Source organism: Nitrospira sp., assembly GCA_037045225.1.
GTDB lineage: Bacteria > Nitrospirota > Nitrospiria > Nitrospirales > Nitrospiraceae > Nitrospira_A.
In genome coordinates this window covers 890,223-910,555 of sequence record JBAOHZ010000009.1, presented here as the reverse complement: position 1 = coordinate 910,555, position 20,333 = coordinate 890,223, and the positions used below count along the sequence as shown (strand labels likewise).

14 protein-coding genes are annotated in these 20,333 nt (G+C 56.0%); all 14 read left to right on the top strand.

Features of this window, described 5'->3' with window-relative positions; translation table 11 throughout:
- Positions 1-10: 10 nt before the first annotated feature.
- The 14 genes from V9G17_05045 (at position 11) to V9G17_04980 (ending at position 20,332) form a co-directional block, all read left to right on the top strand.
- The gene (locus V9G17_05045; protein ID MEI2751949.1) at positions 11-964 is read left to right on the top strand and encodes an SUMF1/EgtB/PvdO family nonheme iron enzyme; all 954 of its coding nucleotides are present in this window, start codon (positions 11-13) and stop codon (positions 962-964) included.
- A gap of 513 nt (positions 965-1,477) precedes the next feature.
- Complete coding sequence (locus V9G17_05040) at positions 1,478-3,400, top strand: cytochrome ubiquinol oxidase subunit I (protein ID MEI2751948.1); 1,923 nt, start codon at positions 1,478-1,480, stop codon at positions 3,398-3,400.
- A gap of 86 nt (positions 3,401-3,486) precedes the next feature.
- Complete coding sequence (locus tag V9G17_05035; GenBank protein ID MEI2751947.1) at positions 3,487-4,800, top strand: nitric oxide reductase; 1,314 nt, start codon at positions 3,487-3,489, stop codon at positions 4,798-4,800.
- Between the two features lie 48 nt (positions 4,801-4,848).
- Positions 4,849-5,886 (top strand): cytochrome c, encoded by a 1,038-nt coding sequence (locus V9G17_05030; protein ID MEI2751946.1) that lies wholly within the window; start codon positions 4,849-4,851, stop codon positions 5,884-5,886.
- Positions 5,887-5,948: 62 nt separating this feature from the next.
- Entirely contained in the window at positions 5,949-7,718 is a 1,770-nt protein-coding gene (locus V9G17_05025; protein ID MEI2751945.1) for a c-type cytochrome, read from the top strand.
- 91 nt (positions 7,719-7,809) lie between these two features.
- Entirely contained in the window at positions 7,810-8,430 is a 621-nt protein-coding gene (locus V9G17_05020) for a molybdenum cofactor guanylyltransferase (GenBank protein ID MEI2751944.1), read from the top strand.
- Complete coding sequence (locus V9G17_05015; GenBank protein MEI2751943.1) at positions 8,427-9,461, top strand: glycosyltransferase family 9 protein; 1,035 nt, start codon at positions 8,427-8,429, stop codon at positions 9,459-9,461. Before V9G17_05020 ends, V9G17_05015 begins: the two co-directional genes overlap by 4 nt.
- Before the next feature lie 84 nt (positions 9,462-9,545).
- Positions 9,546-11,300: an arginine--tRNA ligase gene (argS, locus tag V9G17_05010; GenBank protein MEI2751942.1), complete on the top strand. Its 1,755-nt coding sequence runs from the start codon at positions 9,546-9,548 to the stop codon at positions 11,298-11,300.
- Positions 11,301-11,313: 13 nt separating this feature from the next.
- Positions 11,314-12,471 carry a tRNA guanosine(34) transglycosylase Tgt gene (gene tgt, locus V9G17_05005; protein MEI2751941.1) on the top strand — a complete coding sequence of 386 codons (1,158 nt, stop codon included), beginning with the start codon at positions 11,314-11,316 and terminating at the stop codon, positions 12,469-12,471.
- Between the two features lie 23 nt (positions 12,472-12,494).
- Complete coding sequence (gene yajC / locus V9G17_05000; protein ID MEI2751940.1) at positions 12,495-12,815, top strand: preprotein translocase subunit YajC; 321 nt, start codon at positions 12,495-12,497, stop codon at positions 12,813-12,815.
- 35 nt (positions 12,816-12,850) lie between these two features.
- On the top strand, positions 12,851-14,500 hold the full coding sequence (gene secD / locus V9G17_04995; GenBank protein ID MEI2751939.1) for a protein translocase subunit SecD: 1,650 nt from the start codon (positions 12,851-12,853) through the stop codon (positions 14,498-14,500).
- Positions 14,501-14,713: 213 nt separating this feature from the next.
- Complete coding sequence (secF, locus tag V9G17_04990; GenBank protein ID MEI2751938.1) at positions 14,714-15,631, top strand: protein translocase subunit SecF; 918 nt, start codon at positions 14,714-14,716, stop codon at positions 15,629-15,631.
- 76 nt (positions 15,632-15,707) lie between these two features.
- Positions 15,708-18,884, top strand: coding sequence for a PAS domain S-box protein (locus V9G17_04985; GenBank protein MEI2751937.1), 3,177 nt, complete (start codon positions 15,708-15,710; stop codon positions 18,882-18,884).
- Positions 18,881-20,332 carry a sigma-54 dependent transcriptional regulator gene (locus V9G17_04980; protein MEI2751936.1) on the top strand — a complete coding sequence of 484 codons (1,452 nt, stop codon included), beginning with the start codon at positions 18,881-18,883 and terminating at the stop codon, positions 20,330-20,332. The genes V9G17_04985 and V9G17_04980 overlap by 4 nt, the downstream gene beginning before the upstream one ends.
- Position 20,333: the final 1 nt, after the last annotated feature.

The following is a 20,333-nucleotide window of genomic DNA, read 5'->3' as shown; positions in this document are numbered from 1 at the left end:
CGTCCGCACCATGCTCGAAACGCGATTCAAAGTGATCTTCCTTTTGGTGGTGCTGTTTGCCGCGAGCTTGCCCATCATAGCGATTCTTCGCGGAACGGTTTCCACTCCGTTTGAGGCTGAGCCCCAACCGGTTGAGCAGGACCAGGAAGGCTCGAATCCTGAGTCGGCCTCCGTCGAAGAGCCTCTTGAAGAAGAGCTCGTCGTAATTCCTGGTGGGCCGTTTGTGTTTGGGACCAATCGGGGTGGGTTCGATGAGCAGCCTGAGCGGACCATTTACCTCGACCAATTTCAAATCGATCGCTATGAAGTGACCAACGCGCAATATGCCGCATTTGTAAAAGCCACTGGGCATCGGAAGTCCGGACCTCCCCCCCGGTATGCCAAAAATACGCTGCGAATGCGCGGGGTGAATCAGCCGGCGGTGTATGTGTCCTGGGAGGATGCGAAGGCGTACTGCGAATGGCGCGGCAGGCGATTGCCCACTGAGGCGGAGTGGGAGAAGGCGATGCGCGGGCCTGACGGGCGCCTGTGGCCATGGGGAAACGTTGAGGTGCCGAACGGGGCGAATTGGGCTCGAGTGGACGACGGCTTTGAGGTGGCGGCGCCGGTCGGGCGAGTGAAGAGTGATGCTAGCCCATACGGGGTCATGGACGGTGCCGGCAACGTCATGGAGTGGGTGGGTGATTGGTATCTGGAGGGTGCCTATGCTGCGGCTGCCGATCGTAACCCACAAAGTCCTGAGTACGGAACCTATAAGGTGTTGCGAGGGGCGGCCTATACCAGCGCAGGGTCCGATTTACGCATCACCGCACGCAGCAAGATGATGGCGGACTTTCGGGATGAAACCATCGGCTTTCGATGTGCTCAATCGAGTGTGGGAACTACCCAGTCTGGAGCAGGACCAGCCGCGGAGAAAATCATAGGAAATCAAAGTAGTAGAGGATCAGAAACACGGCCAAAATGATATTGACAACCATTCCAGCCAAAACTATAATGTCGAACACTTTTGAATTTTTAGCCATAAAAATCCCTTTAAAAATCATGTGCGTGAGGGATTTTGATTAACACAGCGTCGCTGGTGTGTCAATTCAAAATACGTACTTAAACCGTTGGGGAGAATCATGATGGAAGCTGCTCAGGATGACGTCAAGGTTAAGATCGGCAAAATGATTTTCTACATCACCCTGGCAGTCGGTCTTTGGTTTTTCTACTGGTTTGGCGGCATTCAGTGCCCATGCTGATCCAGTATTCTGGCCTGGGAATTTGTTCATCTTGTTGAGGGGGGTTTGAGATGGGCCAAACAATTGTGTACGTCGTCGTATCGGTAGTGATCTGCGTCTCGTTTTTTGCGGCTGTTGACCACTTTTTGATGGACGCGCAGGGCTTGGACTTTTGGTATCTCCTTCGGAAGTAATGTTCCGACGGGGAGGGGTTTGAAGTTGTTGTTCACATACGCGATGTATCAAGGAGGTAACTCATGGGCTCTGTAACCCGCACGAAGTTGATGTCGATCATGGCGCTGTGCGCAATGATCGGCCTCCTCCTCATGCCTATTCTGGTTGCGATCCCTGCTCTTGCTAGCGACGGTGGCGCTCCTGCCGCTGGCGTGAAGGCGGAGGGTGGTGACGCAAAGAAGGTTGAGAAGGGTAAGGACGTTTATTACAAGACGGAGGGCATTGTCTCGGGTCCGCCGGCTCCGAAAACCACGGATAGCGACAAGGACTATCCGCGGTACAACTTTGAGAGTCGCGTCCTGCTCTGGTTTGCTAACCAGCAGCATCTTTACTACGGCAGCTTCGTGTTGGCTGTTCCTATTTTCTGTATGGTCATCGAATTCATGGGGGTCGTCACCAAGGATAAGGCCATGGCTAAGCGCTACGATCAGCTGGCCTACGACTTTATTAAGATCAGTCTGACGGCCTACTCGTTGACGGCTATTCTGGGCGGCATTCTGATCTTCACCTTCCTCACGCTCTACCCTGCCTTTTTCCAATACCTCTCGGGTATCTTTAGGCCGGTCATGCATATCTATGCATTGATGTTCGTGGCGGAGAGTGGGACGCTGTACATCTATTACTATGGCTGGGACAAGATGAAGGAGGGATTCCTGAAGTGGATTCACCTCAGCATGTCCGTTGTCCTCAACGTCATTGGTACTATCCTGATGTTCCTGGCGAACTCATGGATTGGTTTCATGATGTCACCTGCCGGAGTCGATGAGCAGGGACGGTACCTGGGGAACATTTGGCACGTGATCCACACGGCCTTGTGGAATCCGCTCAATCTGCACCGAATCTTGGGTAATATGGCATTTGGCGGCGGCGTCGTCGCGGCCTATGCGGCCTACCGATTCCTGTCGGCAAAAACCGATGAAGAGCGCGCCCACTATGACTGGATGGGTTATATCGCGATGGCGCTCGGCGTGGCGTTCCTCATTCCCTTGCCGTTCGCTGGTTACTGGTTGATGCGCGAAGTTTATGCCTATCGTCAGCAGATGGGTATTACCTTGATGGGCGGTTTGTTGGCGTGGTTGTTCATCATTCAGGCCACCATGATCGGTATTCTCTTTCTCAGCACCAACTACTATCTCTGGCAAGCATTGGGCCGGATGCGAGGGGCGGAGAAGTATCAGCGCTATATCAAGTATCTCGTGTTCTTGCTGACCTGCGGATTCCTGGTCTTTATTACGCCGCATACGATCGTTATGACTCCCGCCGAGTTGAAGGCGATGGGTGGTCAGCAGCACCCGGTGCTAGGCAACTACGGTGTCATGTCGGCCAAGAACGGCGGCATCAACGTGATCATTACGACCACCGTTCTTAGTTTCGTCTGGTACATGCGAGGCAATAAGGTCTCGACGGTGTCGTGGGCGAAGTTCGGGAACATCTTCATGGGATGTTTCTTCTTCTTCGCGTACCTCAACATCATTATGTTGGCTATCTACGGCTACTATATTCCAGCCAACGTGCGCGTCGGATTGTCTGTCCCGCAGGTGGCTACCACGTTGTCCTGCCTCTTCTTCATGTTCGCCCTGAATAGCGTCATGATGAAGGGTGCGAAGCAGATGGGACCGATTGAGTGGGGTAAAATTTCAGCCCGCTCGCAGTATGCCCTCATCATGTTGGCGACAGCGTTTACGTGGATGATGGGCCTGATGGGTTACATCAGGTCGTCCGTCCGCCTGTTTTGGCACGTCAATGAAATTATGCGCGATAACTCACCATGGGCCTACACCCATACCGTGGGATTCGCTGCGAATATGATTTCGGCCAACGTGCTCTTTTTCTGGATTTCTATCATGTTCGTCTTTTGGTTAGGGGCCCTTGCTGCTAAGAAAGCTCCTGTCGAAGTGAAGGCGGCTGTGCCCGGTCGGGCGACGGCGCCAGCAGTTGGTCACTAATCAAAGCGCAAGAAATGAATCAATGAGGGAGGGTGTCTGGTCATCATGGTGGCCAGAGCCTTCCCCTCCTGCAGGAGGTTTGAGCTGTGATTGAACTCATTAAAGCGGCCTTAGCGATGGGCTGGCCTGCATTAGGGATCCTTGTGGCCCTGATGTTCTATTTTAAGGCGTCCATTTCGGATCCTGTTGCCAACAAGCGTGCGGTGTTCAAGACGTTCATCGGCATCATTGGCGCGGTGCTTCTTTTTATGGCCATCGCCAATTACAAGATGAATTTCTTTGAAGAGTCGAGATTGTTACCAGTGTCGCTGGTCTTGATCACGTCGATGAGCTTCATGATGGCGCTGTATTTCACTAATATCAGTGCCTTGCTGAAGATTGGCGGATTCATGTTTTTTATCGCGGCTGCACTTTCTGGCTATGGTAACTGGTTGCCTCAGGTAGAGGGCGGTTTCCCGCCTGTCGAAGAAAAGAAAGATTTCAGCAATATGCCGCAGACAGAACTTGCCGACGAGGGTGAGAAGATCATCTTTGGCGGAGTCGGGCAGAATAAGGTGCAGGGGGCTATCGGCAAAGGGCAATGTCCCCTCTGTCACGCGTTCCACAAGGGCATGTTGGGTGAGCGAGCGCCAAACCTGGATGGACTTCCGGAGCGTGCAGGGACCCAGATTGATGATCCTCGCTATCACAAGGGTAATGCAGCGGCTCGTGATTCTGACCAGAAGGAAGCATTCCCAGGTTCCGGGACCGCTGAGAATGGGCAAGAATATATTGCAGAATCCCATGCCTGTCCGAGCTGTTTTGTGGTTGCTGGCTACGGCGTGAAGGGCACCAATGACAAAGTGAGCCCAATGCCGTCGATTCACAAGCCACCGATTTCCTTGTCCATTGCGGAATTGGCGGCTGTCGATACATGGCTCTATGTGAGAGAGGGCCGTGAGGCTCCATCTTTTGATGAGATCGTGAAATCGTATGAGAAGTTTATTCCTGAGGCCGACCGTCCGAAGCAGCAGGCCGAGGGTGATGCCAAAGCTGGCGCCAGTGCGTTGATGGCGGATGGGACCGAGCCTGTTGATCAGATTTTTGCCAAAGGTCAGTGCGTGGCCTGCCATACCATCCCTGGTATCGCCGGGGCGACGGGCACGATCGGGCCGAAACTGGTTGAGGGAACGAACGCTCCCTTGCGCATCAAGGACAAGGATTATAAGGGGAAGGCCAAGAGCGTCCCTGATTACATCATGGAATCCATTGTCGAGCCGAGTGCCTACGTGGTGAAGGGTTTCCCGGATAACACTATGCCCAAGGTGTTCGGCCAAAAGCTTAGTGCCGGTGCGCTCAAGAAACTTGTAGATTACCTTTCGCAGGTTCATGAAGGAAAAGAGCCTCCTAAGGCGTCCTAACTGCGATGGGTATCTGGTTGCTACTGCGGAAGAAAGGGAGATGAGGACATGAAAGCATTAATGTCAGTCGGGGCACTGCTCGGAGTCCTGGGACTGCTCATGTTGATCGGCATGATCTTCGGAGTGATTCCCTCGAATACGGTCAGGCTCGTTGAGGGCTATATGCCCATGCAGGTATTGAGTGAGCTAGCTATATTTGTGGCTGGTTTTACCGGCCTCAGCTATCTGGCCAATTCAATGGGAATGGCCTTCCCTCGGTTCTGGCAGGGAGTGTTGTTTTGGGCATTTATCCAAGCCTACCTGAAGTTTCGTATCTATCCGCCAATTCCGTTCAGCGTGCGTGCGATGTACGGAACCGTGTCATTCGTTGCGGTATTTATGTGGGTCTCCGCGAACGAAGAGGATTGGAAGAAGTTTCGTCAGCCTATCCTGAATGTCCTGGATGCCAATACTGGATTCCACAAGGCGCTCAGAACGATGTATCTCATTCTGTTGCCCATCCTTATCGGCGGATTCTCCTTCATGACCATGAAGCCAAGTGTGGATGAGCCGATTGAGCTTCGGACGGTACATCCGGCACCGCCAGCCAGCACGAAGGTGCACGGCAAGACCTATACGTTGCAAACATCACAGAATCCATTCCGGGTGAATCTCGAAGGCAAATATGATCAGGCCTACAGCAATAAGTTGATCGTGGAGCAGGGCATGGGGAGATTAATGGCCCCGAATGCCAACCCTTGGGATGACAAAGCTGAAGGTTATCTGAAGTACGTGCGAGAGGGTGGTGAAATATTCTTCCAGAATTGCCACTTCTGTCACGGTGACAACCTGAACGGCCGCGGTCTGCATGCCTTTGCGTTTAATCCGATTCCCGCTAACTTCACGGATCCGGGAACGATCGCCCAGTTGCAGGAAACCTTCATTTTCTGGCGCGTCGCTAAAGGCGGAATTGGGTTGCCGAACGAAGGATTCCCTTGGGCGTCAGTCATGCCACCATGGGAACAGCACCTGACCACTGATGAAATCTGGAAGGTGATCTTGTTCGAATATTGGCACACGGGATACTATCCTCGGACATGGGACTAATCCTGAATCTTACAAACAACCTGGGAGAACAGGTGGTGAGGTTAACAATGAGCAAACTTCGTATGAACGTAAAGCCGACCCCGATTATCGGAGCGGCCTTAGGTGCCCTTATCCTTTCCGCCAGCGCGGTTGGATTGGGCCACGCTGCAGATCTTCCGGAAGGTTTCGCAAAGGCGGAATTGTCTCCGGCACCTCCAGCGGAAATGATTGAAGCAGGAAAGCGGGTGTATTTCACCAAGTGCGTATGGTGTCACGGAGTTGATGGCGCCGGTGACGGACCAGGTGCTGATCGGCTCTGGCCGCGGCCGAGGAATTTCAATCAGGGCACGTTTAAGATTCGCCATACGGCAAGTGGAGAGTTGCCGCTGTTCAACTATAACGAGAAGAACCCTGATTCCGGAAAGAACGACCTTCTCGATACGGTTACGCATGGACTTCCAGGATCTGCCATGCCTCCGTGGGAAGGCATTTTGACCGAGGAACAGCGTGTTCAGGTCTTGTCGTTTGTGACCACGCAATTGGTCAAGGATCGTAAGTTTACGGACAAACAATCTGAGACGCAAACCGTACTTCAGCTCGGTACCCTCAAGCCTGCTGAAGCGACGGAAGAAAGCATTAAGAAGGGCGCTCAGTTGATTGTCGACAAAAAGTGTATCGAGTGCCATGGGGTAGAAGGTCGAGGAGATGGAAACGCTTTCAATCTAAAAGATGACTGGGGCTTTTCGATCCAGCCTGCGGATTGGCACAAGTGTTGGAACTTCCGTGGGAGCCGCCAAGATCCGTACAACGTGCGGAATATTTTCCGCACGTTCTCGACGGGTGTCAACGGCACGCCGATGCCCTCATTCGCCGATAGTACGTCGGTGGAAGATCGGTGGAGCATTGCCAATTTCGTCAACTCGTTGTGCGAGCGTGATGTTGAAGGTAAGCCGCTCGGCATCGATCCGCTGACCGATAAGCCGAAGATTAACTTCGTTGTTCCTTCCGCTGCCGTCGAAGGGGAAATTTCAAACGACCCTGAGAATGAAATGTGGAAGAAGCAGGGCCGTCGTTATGTTGCGATGGGCGGTCAGATCACCCATAAGCCACGTAACTTTGTGAATCGTATCGATGATATCTGGGTTAAGTCGCTGTACAACGAAAAGAATGTGGTGTACTTGATCCAGTGGGATGACCGGACGAAGAGTGTTGCCGAAGGAAAGCTTCCTTGGGCGCCGACTCAAGTCAATGTTGAGAACTTCGGTGTCAAGGAGCAGGCTCCGAAAACCGGAGAAGAGGGGTCAATCGCTGCTGCTCAGAACAACTATGCCGTCTATAACGATGGTATCGCGTTCCAATTCCCGATCAAGTGGCAGGAGATCCCTGCCCCATTTAAACCACGATATTTGTGGGGAGATGCGAAGTTCAACGCGGACATCTTGAAGTGGGAGGCGGATGGTTCGCTCCGTTCCTTCAAGGGAACTGGTTGGGATCAGGACTTCGAGGAGCGTGACGATTTCGAAGAAAAAGTTAAGCTCCTGAAGTCAGAGTGGAAGAACGGGCAATGGACCGTCATGATCTCCCGTCCCCTGAAGGGCGACAAAGATGATTATGATGAGTACACGCGGTTCGATATCGGTAAGTACATCCCGATGGTCTTTTTTGCCTGGGATGGACATAATGGCGACGCCGGACGCAAGATGGCCGTGTCGGCCTTCTATTACACGATCTTGCAGCCTCCGATCCCGCAGGAAGTGTACATCTATCCCGCGGTGATTGCTGTTGGCGTGGTGTTTTTGGAAGGGTGGATGCTGACCCGCCGTGCCAACAAGAAAAAGGGTAAGGTCCTCTAAGCAACAGTCAAGCTAGAGGCTGTCTTGGAGCGAGGGGGTGAGGAAACTCACCCCCTCGTTTTTTTACTATCGATTGAGGGAATGGTTCGGGATGAGTGAAGGAGTACTAGAGAACGTCACAGGAGTATTAATTGCCGGTGGGAAGAGTCGGCGAATGGGGCGCGACAAACGCTTTCTCCAGATTGGGGGGAGGAGTGTGTTTGATCAGACGCTCTCCCTCCTGATGAAGACCTTCGCGGAGACGATTGTGGTGCTTGCTGAACCAATCGAATTGCTGGATGTGCGTGGGTGTCGCGTGGTGTATGACGCAATTCCCGACGCGGGAAGTCTGGGCGGTCTCTATACGGGGCTTATATCGGCTACACAGCCTCGGATATTTGCCGTAGCCTGTGACATGCCGTTTCTGGATGTGGGGGTGATTCATTTCATGGTGTCATGTGATGAAGCGGCCGATGTGGTGGTCGCTGAGCTCGGTGGGCGATTTCAACCCATGCACGCGGTTTATTCCAAACGGTGCGTCCCATTCCTGAGGGCGATGGCTGAAGGCAAGAATCTGAAGATTCAGAAACTGTTTCTAACGGAAGGGCTTCGAGCGACTGTATTGGGCGAGAGTGAGTTTTCCGCTCTAGGTGCAGGCTGCCGCTCGTTTCAGAATATCAATACTCCCCAAGATCTGGCTGCTGCCGAATCACCGATCTCTGACAAACCGTGACAATTCCCGCTCCGGATGACGGCAGCAAGCGCAGGGTGTTAGTGATTCACCCCGGTGCCCTCGGCGATGTACTGCTCTCCCGCCCCACGATCTCCACGGTTCGAGCTCAGTTTCCTCAACATGAGATAGCGCTCCTGGTCGGACAATCCGTGGGCGAGCTGTTGTGTGAAGCCGGAGAGGTCGATCGAATTTTTCCGCTCGAATCCACTGCGCTGAGTGAATTATGGGCTGGAGTAGATACCCTCCGTCGGGAGTTTCGAACATGGCTCGGCAACTGCGATGTAGCAGTCGGATGGCTTTCGGACACGGAGGGCACCCTCTCGTCGACACTCCGTGCCACAGGTGTCCAGTCTGTTTGTCTCAAGTCTGCTTCGTCCGCTGATCTACGGGCTGAACATCAGTCGGATCGGTATCGTGAGGCCATTCTGGGGCAGGACGCGAGCCAGGCAGTCGGCACTCCACTCATACTCTCACCAATGATTCGAGAACGCGGGAGGCTGATTCTTCGAGGCCTCACTCGCGACAGTCAGCAACCGGTGGTGGTACTGCATGCGGGAAGTGGGAGCGCCCATAAATGTCTCGACGCGCAGCGCTTCGCGCCTGTGATTCAGTGGTTGGCCGAAGTCGGCATGACTCCCGTGTTGCTGGAAGGACCTGCGGATCGTGACGCTGTAGAACGTGTTCTCGAGGCGCTCAAGGGGGCGATACCAGTCATCCGTGGACTGGATGTCTCGATAGTGGCCGGAGTGCTGTCGCATGCGGAACTTTATGTCGGACATGATTCGGGTGTGACGCACCTTGCTGCTGCGTTGTCGATTCCTACGGTTGCCTGTTTCGGTCCTACGGATGCACGTCGTTGGGTGCCGCTCGGTCATGCCGTGTCGGTTGTATCGGGTGCGCCCTGTGCCTGTCTCACTTGGAGCCACGTAGCAGAGTGTCGAGAGCGGGTATGTCTTCAGATTGCTCCCGAGCGGATCATCGAGGCCTGCCGACTATTATTGGCAAAGCGATCGACGGTTCCTGCCTCCTAACTCGCGATCTTGTCTCTCATGTCTCGGTGTGTTAGATTCCCAGTTTGATTTTCGCTGTTTCCACGCAGACTTAGAGGGGTTTTTGTGACTCAGGGTGTGGTGCAAGATAAGGTCAGTCAGGCGTTGGTCGGGGCACTTCGATCGGCACAGCAACGAGGGATGCTGAAGCTTGAGCAGATGCCGGTGGTCAATCTCGAAGCCCCGAAGCGCCCCGAGTGGGGTGATGTCTCGTGCACCGTCGCCATGTCGTTATCGGCCTCGGAACGCCGACCACCGTTTGAAATCGCTCAGATTATTGTGGATCACATCGAGCAGCGAGATGCGTTGTTCAGCCGGGCGGAGATCGCGCGACCGGGGTTTCTGAATCTCACGGTCAAGCGAGAGCTGTGGATGGAGGTGCTGCGCGAGATTGAAGCGCAGGGTCCCAAGTATGGCCACAGCCAAGTGGGGCAAGGCCGGCGAGTGCTGGTGGAGTATGTCAGTGCCAATCCAACCGGGCCGTTGCATGTCGGGCATGGCCGAGGTGCCGCTGTGGGGCAAGCCTTGGTCCGTCTCTTACGCGCGACCGGGCACGATGTCGTCAGTGAGTATTACGTGAACGATGCGGGTCGGCAGATGAAGTTGCTGGGCGTGTCGGTTCTGGCTCGGTATCTCGAGGCCTGTGGACAGGCTGGAGTCTTTCCGGAGGACGGCTACCACGGCGGGTATATTCGCGAAGTCGCCGAACATGTGAAGGCAGAGCAGGGGACCGCGCTCCTCTCGCTTCCTGCTGTTGAGGCGGAACAGCGCAGCAAAGAGTTCGCCTACCGGGAATTGCTGGAGCTCATTCGGCAGGATCTGGAGACATTCGGGATCGCCTTTGAATCCTGGTTCAGTGAAGCCTCATTGTTGTCCTCCGGCGCTGTGGAAGAGGTATTGGGTGAACTGAAACGCAGAGACCTTGTCTTCGATCAGGATGGCGCGCAATGGTTTCGATCCTCTGCATTCGGCGACGAAAAAGATCGCGTTGTTCGGAAGCAGGAGGGGGACTACACCTACCTGGCGTCAGACATCGCCTATCATCGAGATAAGTTGCGGCGCGGTTTTGATCTGCTGGTCGATGTGTGGGGCGCCGACCATCATGGGTATATTCCGCGGATGCAGGCGGTGGTGCAAGCCTACGGGTATCCGAAGGAGCGGCTGCGAGTCGTACTGGTACAGATGGTAAACCTCCTGCGGGGCGGTCAGAAGGTCGAGATGTCCAAGCGGTCCGGCGAGTTCATCACGCTACGCGAGGTGATGGATGAGGTGGGGGCCGATGCCGCCAAGTTTTTCTTTCTCATGCGCGATTCGAGCACACATCTGGATTTCGATTTGGAATTAGCCAAACAGCAATCGCAAGAGAATCCGGTCTACTACGTTCAGTATGTGCACGCTCGCATAGCCAGTCTCCGACGCGTGGCGGCCTCGCGAGGTATTGCTTGTCTCCTTCCAAGTCAGGCCGATCTCAATTTGCTGGAAGACCCTGATGAACTCGCGCTCATTCGGAAACTGTCGACGTTCCCGGTGGTCTTGCAGGCGAGTGCCGTCGAGTTGGAGCCGCATCGAATGGCGTACTATCTTCGTGAATTGGCCGGCATGGTGCACCCCTTTTATAACAAGCACCGAATTCTCCCTCCGGCACCGGACAGCGATGTGACCACCGCCGTTTCTCCTGAGCAGGTGAGCTCTTCAGGCCGATCGGCGGAGGCGATGACGCCAGGCCTCACTGGTGCCAGACTGGCACTGATGTGGGCGGTGCAGCAGGTGGTTCGAAACGGGTTGAACGTGTTGGGCGTGTCAGCCCCTGAGCAGATGTAGGACCACCGATCCCATGTTCACCTTCCGCATCACCCATGAAGAATCCGGCGGACGCGCGCGCGTCGGTGTGTTGACCACCGGACGCAGTGAGGTCGCCACACCGGCGTTTATGCCGGTCGGCTCGTTGGGCAATGTGCGGAGCGTGGATGGGGAGGAACTGCTTAAGATGGGGTATGGCCTCATCTTGAATAACGCCTACCATCTGTACCTTCGCCCCGGGCACAAAGTGGTGGAAGAGTTAGGCGGGGTGCATGGGTTTACGGCATGGCCCGGTGCTATTCTGACGGATAGCGGCGGGTTCCAAGTCTTCAGCCTGGCAAAGTTTTGCAAGGTGTCGGATGAAGGGGTGATGTTCCAATCTCATATTGATGGGTCGTCGCGGTTCATCAGTCCGGAGACCTCGATCGAAATCCAGGAAGCGTTAGGCGCGGACATCATCATGGCATTCGACCATGTCGTGGCATTGCCTTCTTCCCTTGATCAAGTTCGTGACGCGTCGAAGCGGACGTCGCTGTGGGCACGTCGGTGCGTGAGTGCCAAACGACGGACGGATCAGTCCCTGTTCGGGATCGTCCAGGGTGGACTGGATGCCGGCTTGCGGGTGGAGTCGGCGCGTGATCTGGTCTCGGTGGGGTTTGACGGATATGCCGTGGGTGGGTTGTCAGTGGGCGAGGACAAGGCCGACATGTATGGCATGCTGGATGTGACGGTGCCCGAGTTGCCGTCGGCCAAACCTCGCTACTTGATGGGCGTGGGCATGCCGGAGGATTTGGTTGAAGGAGTGGCCCGCGGCATCGATATGTTTGACTGCGTCGTGCCATCGCGTCATGGCCGCACGGGCTGGCTGTTTACCTCGTTCGGACGCGTGGTGATCAAGCAGGCCCGCTATGCGCGTGACGAGCAGCCCATCGATCCGGCTTGCCGCTGCCCGGTGTGCACGCGGTACACAAGGGCGTACTTGCATCACTTATTCGGCGTGAAAGAAATGCTGGGCGCCCGGCTGAATACGATTCACAACTTATGGTTTTTTGCGAAGTTGATGGAAGAGATCCGGAGCGCCGTGCGGGGCGGAACCTTTCAGGAGTTTCGTCGCGAGTTTCATCGGACATATGTCGTGGATCGGCCGACTGGAGATGGTCGATCGGACATTCAGAATGTGGACGTGTCTTAACGGCGATGTAGGCGGGGGACATTATGTGGGATTCGGTAGCATGGGCACAGGGAACATCGGGGAGCACCGGCGCAAGTGGGGGGCTCCTCTCGCTGGTCCCGTTCGTCCTGATTTTCGTCATTTTCTATTTCATGCTGATTCTGCCGCAGCAAAAACGCCAGAAGCAGTTGAAGACGATGATGGAAACCTTAAAGAAGGGCGATAAGGTGATTACGGCCTCCGGAATCTGGGGCACCATCACCAATTTAGGGAAAGACACGGTGACGCTCCAGATCGCGGACACGACTAAAATCAAAATCCAGAAAGAGCATATTGCTCGGCTGCGCGGTGACGAAGAAGATTGACGCACGCGACGGAGACGGGAAGGATTGGCGCACGTATGAAAAAAGTCGGCGGACGGTTGTTAGCTCTGGTGACGATGGTCGTCGCCTCGATCATCTTTTTCTTGCCCTCGTATCAACCCCTGTATAAGGAATTGCCGCGGTGGGTGCGCGAGGTCCTGCCGGACAAGGGAATCACCTTGGGGTTGGATTTGCAGGGCGGTATCCACCTGGTGTTGGAGGTGGAGGAAGATCGGGCGGTAGAGATTGCGGTGGAGCGGTCGGCGGCAGGACTTCAAGATCTGTTGGTGGAAAAGAAGATTCCCGCGGAATCGGTCAAGCGGACCGGCCCGTCGCAGGTCACGATCGGGTTTCAGAATGCCGAATTAAAGGCACAGGTCCAGAAGCTGTTGGATGACTTCCCGACCTATGTCGAGATGGAAGCAGCCGGGTCCGCGAACACGGTCGTTTGGGAGTTGCGGGAAGCGGAGATCAAGCGCATCAAGGATTCCGCCATCAATCAGGCGTTGGAGACGATTCGGAATCGCATCGACCAGTTCGGTGTCGCCGAGCCGCTGATTCAACGACAGGGGCTCAAGCAGGTGGTGGTGCAGTTACCGGGCATCAAGGATGCCAAGCTCGCCAAGGACCTCATCAAGCAGACCGCGCTGCTCGAATTCAAAATGTTGGACGATGATAATCAGCTCAAGCTGGATCTCCCCGGCCGTGTGCAAAAGGGGAAGGAGCGGGAAGACGCGTTCTTGAAGCAGATCGAAGGGAAGGTGCCGGAAGGCGACCAAATTCTGTTCGAGCGGATCGTCGAAAAGGATAGCGGACAGGAATGGCTTGCGCCGTATCTGGTCAAAAAGCGGGTCATGCTCGCCGGCGACGTACTGAGCGATGCCCGCGTGTCCATTGGGCAATTTAATGAGCCCTACGTGTCCGTCACGTTCGATGCGAAAGGCGCGCGTGAATTTGACCGGATCACGGGTGAAAACGTCAAGAAGCGCATGGCGATCGTCCTCGACAATACGATCTATTCGGCGCCGGTCATTCAGGAGCGCATCAGTGGCGGGCGAGCCCAGATCACCGGGACGTTCTCGATGGAGGAAGCCAACAACCTCTCGATCGTGTTGCGTGCCGGCGCGTTGCCTGCGCCTCTCAAGATCATTCAGGATCTGACCGTCGGTCCGTCACTCGGGCGGGATTCGATTGAAAAAGGCGTGAAGGCCACCCTCTTTGCGGGGCTGCTGGTCATCGTGTTCATGGCGATCTATTACCGCTTGTCCGGTGTGATTGCCAACTTCGCACTGCTCCTGAACCTCATTTGCCTGATCGGGGCGCTCGCGGGGTTGAACGCCACGCTGACGTTGCCAGGCATTGCCGGTATCATTCTGACGATCGGTATGGGCGTGGACTCGAACGTCTTGATTTTCGAGCGCATCCGCGAAGAGTTGCGGCAGGGGAAGGCGGTTCGCGTGGCGATTGATGCGGGATACGACAAGGCCTTGCTGACGATTGTGGACTCGCACGTCACGACGCTGATCACGGGGTTCGCCCTGTTTCTGTTCGGGACCGGGCCGATCAAAGGGTTTGCCGTGACGTTGTGTCTCGGTATCGCGATCAATCTGTTTACGGCACTGGTCGGGACCAAAGTGGTGTTCGACCTGTTCAATCAACGCAGAAAAATTGAGCAGCTTAGTATCTAGTGGAGTGGTAATCGTTCGCGCTGGTCATGGGACAGCGGAACCGCTCTCTATCGGAGACAACGCAACAGTACTCACAGGATGTGTGAACAGGCCGTCCAGCGAGGCCGCAGCGAGTGAGGACGTGACGCGTACGGTGTGGTGTACGTGGACCTCTGAGCGACGCAAGAACGACGCTGGTGGGCGTTTCCAATATCCTGCCAGGAAGGAGCCGGCATGTTCGAGATTTTGGGGAAGACGAATATTGATTTCATGGGGAAGCGGTCCATCACATTTGTGATTTCCGGCCTCCTGGCCTTGCTTGGGCTCATCGCAGTGTTGCAAATCGCGCGTGGCGCGGCGAATCTAGGAATCGATTTTGCCGGTGGAACGGCGGTGCAGTTGAAGTTCGATCAGGCGATCCGGATCGACGAGGCGCGGCGTGCGCTGGAAACCAACGGTTTGGGGTCCGCGGAGCTGCAAGAATTTACGCAAGATAACAAGTTGCTCATTCGCGTGAAGGCGTCGACGACGATTGAGGAGAAAGTCGCCGAACGGGTCGTGGCGGTGTTCAGCAAGGAATTTCCCGCCAACAAGTTTGTGGTGGATTCGAGCATGGAAATCGGCCCGACGATCGGGAAGAAGCTCCAGGAAGATGCCATGATCGCGGTCCTGATTTCGTTCGTCGGGATCGTCATCTACATTGCGATCCGCTTCGAATTGCGATTCGGTGTGGCGGCCGCCTTGGCGACGTTTCACGATGTGCTGGCTGTCCTGGGTGTCTTTTATCTCCTCGATAAAGAGATTACGTTGCTGGTTATCACGGCCTTGTTGACCTTGGCAGGATATTCGTTGACGGACACGGTGGTCGTCTTCGATCGTATCCGTGAGAATTTACGGACGCGCCGGCGTGAGGATGAAGAAACGATCATCAACCAGGCCATCAATCAGGTCTTGAGCCGCACCATCGTCACCAGTTTAACCGTGGTCATCGTGCTGATTCCGTTGGTGCTCGCGGGCGCCGAGGTGCTGCACGATTTCTCCCTGGCGTTACTCGGGGGCGTGATGTTCGGCACCTATTCATCGGTCTTCGTGGCGAGCCCGTTGTTGCTGCTGTGGCCCGGCAGTGCCGGGAGTCTCATGAAGCGTCGCTAGGTTCGGATCGTCCGAGCCTGGGCTGAGGCCCTGTCGACTGTTGTGAGAGGGCCGTTGATCGGGGTAAGCCGCACCCATGCTGTTCTGGAGCCGGTCTCACAGTCTCCAGCGAAAGATCATTACGGCCATCGTGATGGTCGGACTCTTGCCGTTGTGTCTCTCCCTCGTGCTCACCTATCTCGAAGAGCGCCGGGCGCTTCGGGAAACCATCGGGGCCAATTTTAAAGAAGTGGCGGTGGAAGCCGCCCGGCGAATTGAGATGCAGGTGACGCGTGGCGTCAATGAGGCGCAACAGCTCGCTGCCACCCCCTTCCTCCGTACCTCGGTGACCGAATCCAATCGGACCTACCTGGATAAGGACGAAAAAACCGTCCAGTCCATGATCAAAGCGTGGCAGCAGCGGTGGCGTCAACGGGACAAACAGAGCGAGTTCCCGCTGTTCATCAACCGGATCGTGACCAATTACCTGATTCGATGGCATGACATCCGGAAGGCCGACTATGTGGGGATTTTTGTGACGGACAACCGCGGCGCGCTCGTGGTGAGTTCGATTCCGCAGGTCGAGTATTACCATGGCAAGGCCACCTGGTGGCAGGCGGTGATGAAACGGGGCACGGGCAAGGTCTTTGTCAGCGACATCTTTTTCGATCCGGCCTTCGGCACCCACGTCGTCAACGTGTCGGCGCCGATCATTGACGATGAGCAGCATGTGACGATCGGTGCGGTCACAGTTCTGCTGCGTCGGGATACCCTATTCCATTCCGTATCGGAAGCCACCGTCGGACAGACGGGGCATGCCATGTTATTCAATTCGGACGGGGTTCCGTTGATCTGTCCGGTGTTGGCGCCTGAAGAACATGCGGTCAAGCCGGAACTGGTGAGCGCCATCAGCGGAAGCGTCGCCGGCTGGACGACGGTCGGGACTGATTCGCATGGTGGAGAGAACTCGATCGTGGGGTTTGCGCCGGTCCGGCTGGGGACTGAATTGACACCCAATAGTTTGGGCGGCAAGCGATGGGTGACATTTGTCCGGCAGGACCCGTCCGAGTCCTATGCGCCGCTCTCACGGCTCGTCGTGCAAGTGACGGTGTATGGCCTGGGGGTGTTCGGTGTGTTGTTGCTGACGGGGTTGATGGTTGCGCGGCGCATCGCGCGTCCGATCGGGCTCTTGCACGAAGGGGTGCAGCGGATCGGAAGCGGGCGGTTGGATCAGCGGCTGGAGCTGAAAACCGGCGATGAAATCGAGCAACTGGCGGACGCCTTCAATAAGATGGCGGCAAACCTGCGCACCTCGTTCGAGCAGATCGAGCAGCGGATGGAGGAGGTCCGTCGGCTGGAGGAGCGATATCGCGATCTCATTGAGCATTCCCCGGAGATGATCTATCAGCTGAATAAGACCGGCCAGTTTGTCCATGTGAACAAGACCGGTCTGGACAAGCTCGGGTACACCCTGGAAGAGATGTTGCAAATGCGTCTCTGGGATCTCGTTCCCAAGGGTCGTGAGACGGAGGTGTTGGCTTATCTGGAGCGATTGGTCTCGCAAGGGCGCAGCACGATAGAAACAGTGTTCGTGGCTGGGGACGGCCATCCGATCGATGTGGAAATTCATGCCACGGCGTTGTTTGAAAGCGGTGGCGGCCTGGTCCACTCGCGCGCGTTTGTCCGCGATGTCACGGAACGGCGCCTGCTGGAGCAGCAAATCCATCAGTACACGACCAGACTCGAACTAGCGGTCAACGAGCGTACGCAGCAACTGGTGGCCTCGCAAGAACGCTACAAGGCGCTGTTCGATTTGGTGGCGGATTCAGTGTTCATGGTGGGAGAAGACGGCGTGATTGTCGCCGTCAACAAACGGGAAGAGCAGGCGTTGGGCTACTCGGAGCAACAGGTCGTCGGAAGCAGTATTCTCAACGTGGTCGAGCCGGTCCACCATGATGAGATGCGAGTGCTGCTGGAAAAGATCCGTGCAGGTGAGCGCCAGGTGCCGACTCAGGAAATCACTGTGTGCGATGCCACCGGCAGGAAAACGCCGGTGGAAATGGACCTGATTTTGGTGCGCGGCAGCGACCATACGTGGGTGATGGTTCAACTTCGCGACATCACCGACCGGAAACGGCTTGAACGGCAGATGCATACCTACCAGCAGGAGCTGGAAGCGAAGGTCAGCGAGCGCACCCGTGAGATCGAAGAGACCAAGCAATACCTTGAGAACCTCCTGGAGAATGCCAATGACGTCATTTACACGCTCGATCGGGAGCAGTGTTTCACGTATGTGAACAGCAAGATTTTGGCGTGGGGATATGCCAAGGAGGATCTGTTGGGGCGTCCGTATCTGGGCTTGCTCTCGAAGCGACATCGGGGGCGTCGGTTGAAATCGACGCTGGATATCGGGATGAAGCAGGTCTATGAGGTCGAAGTGTTGACGAAATCCGGCGAGCCGCGCTCCGTGATGGTCAGCGTGTCACCGCTTCACGGCGTGGAGGGGGAGATTCTGGGGGTGCTCGGGATCGCCCGCGATATGACGGACACGAAGAAGCTCGAGCAACAAATTAGAAACTCCGAGAAGCTGGCGTCGGTAGGAAAGCTGGCTGCGGGGGTGGCGCACGAGATCAACAACCCGCTGGGGGGGATTCTTAATTGCCTCTACAACATGCGTAAGGGGACCCTGTCGCCGTCCAGGCAGGAGGAGTACCTGGTGTCGATGGAAGACGGATTGCGGCGGGTGCAACGGATCGTCCGGCAACTGCTCGATTTCTCGCAGCAGCACAATCCCGAACTCGCGCTAGCCGATATCAATCAAGTCGTCAATCGGGTGTTACTGCTGACGGACCATTTGTTTGTTCCCCACCGGGTGCAGTTGGAGACGGCCCTCTCGCCCGATCTTCCCGAGCTGATGATCGATCGGCATATGATGGAGCAGGTGCTGATGAATCTTGTGTTGAATGCGATTCAAGCGATGCGGAACGGCGGGGTGCTGACCATTCGTACGTCGATGGACGAGGCGCATTGCCTGGTCCGGATTCAGGATTCCGGTTGCGGCATTTCTTCCTCGGTGTTACCGCGGATATTTGACCCGTTCTTTACCACCAAAAATGAAGGGGAAGGCACCGGGCTTGGCCTGTCTGTCAGCCTGGGCATTGTGGAACGGCATGGAGGGAAGATTTTTGTCGAGAGTGAAGTCGGTCAAGGGACCACCTTTACCGTCTCCATTCCGCTTGCGACGGAACGACACGCCATCGGGAGGTTTTCGTGAAAGGGCTGAAGGTACTGATTATTGACGATGAACCGTTGATGCGACTGTCCATGCTGGATGCCTTGGAAGGTATTGGGTGTGAGGTCATGGCGGCGGCGACCGGGACAGAGGGACTGTCTATCTTAGGCACCCGGCAATTCGAGATCGTGATTACCGATCTGCGTCTTCCCGGCGCCGACGGGCTCACCATCTTGAAGGCCTGTAAGGATCGGAGTCCGACGACGGAAGTGATTTTGATTACCGCCCATGGATCAGTTGATACGGCAGTGGGTGCGATCAAGCTGGGGGCGTACGACTACATCACGAAGCCGTTTCAAATGGATGAGCTCCTGTTGATCGTCGAGCGCGTGGGAAAAATTCTTGGGTTACGGCGGGAAAATAGTGAGTTGAAAGAGGTGCTGGAGGATCGATTTAGTTTCGGCGGGATCCTCGGGTGCAACCATCAGATGCGGGCCTTGCTGGAGAAGATCAAGTTGGTGGCCGCGACCGAGGCACCAGTGTCACTGATCGGTGAGCGCGGGACGGGCAAAGAGTTGGTGGCCCATGCCATTCATTTGAATAGTCCCCGGCGCGATCAGCCCCTGATCAAGGTCTGTTGTGCAGACCTTCCCGAGGCTCTCCTAGAGGCCGAGTTATTCGGTTACGAAAAGGGCGCGTTCCCCGGGGCGCTGCGCCAACGACGTGGACGATTCGAGTTGGCACACAAGGGAACCCTGCTGCTCGATGACATGGAGAGGCTCTCCGTCGACCTCCAGGCGAAGGTGTGGCGCGTGCTTCAAGAACGGCGATGTGAGCGTGTCGGCGGGCGGGAATCCATCGCTGTGGATGTCCGTATCATCGGTGCAGCTACGCGTGACCTGACGGAAGGGGCTGAGCAGGGGCGATTTCATCGAGAGCTCTGCGCGCAATTGACGGCCGTGCAGATCGTGCTCCCGCCGTTACGCGAGCGGCGCGAAGATGTGCTGGTGATTGCCGAGCATGTGCTGGAGACGAAGTTGGCCACCCTTGGCAAGTCTCTGGACGGCTTTGCGCAACCCAGTCGCGAGTTGCTGTTGCATTATTCGTTTCCCGGCAATGTCGGCGAACTGGAGCAATTGGTGGAGCGTGCCGCTGATTTGGGGCGTGACGGAGAAGCCGTGCAGCCCTGGGACCTCTGCGGGTTTCAGACCTGTCCCTATCTCGGCGGGGCGCCTCAAGCGGGCTGCGGTTTTTGTGCGGAGGGATTGATGGCGCACATTGAGAAGCCGGAGTCGAGCGCTCCGGTTACACTCGCGACTGCCCGGGAAGCATTTGAGCGGGACTACATTGCCGCGGTTTTGAAGCAGGTGGATGGCAGCCGAACCAATGCCGCTACGATCCTCGGGTTGTCGCGAAAGGCTTTGTGGGATAAATGCAAGCGCTACGGGCTCTCCTCCGCCAAGGGGGAGGCGGAGGAGAGAGAGGAGTAGG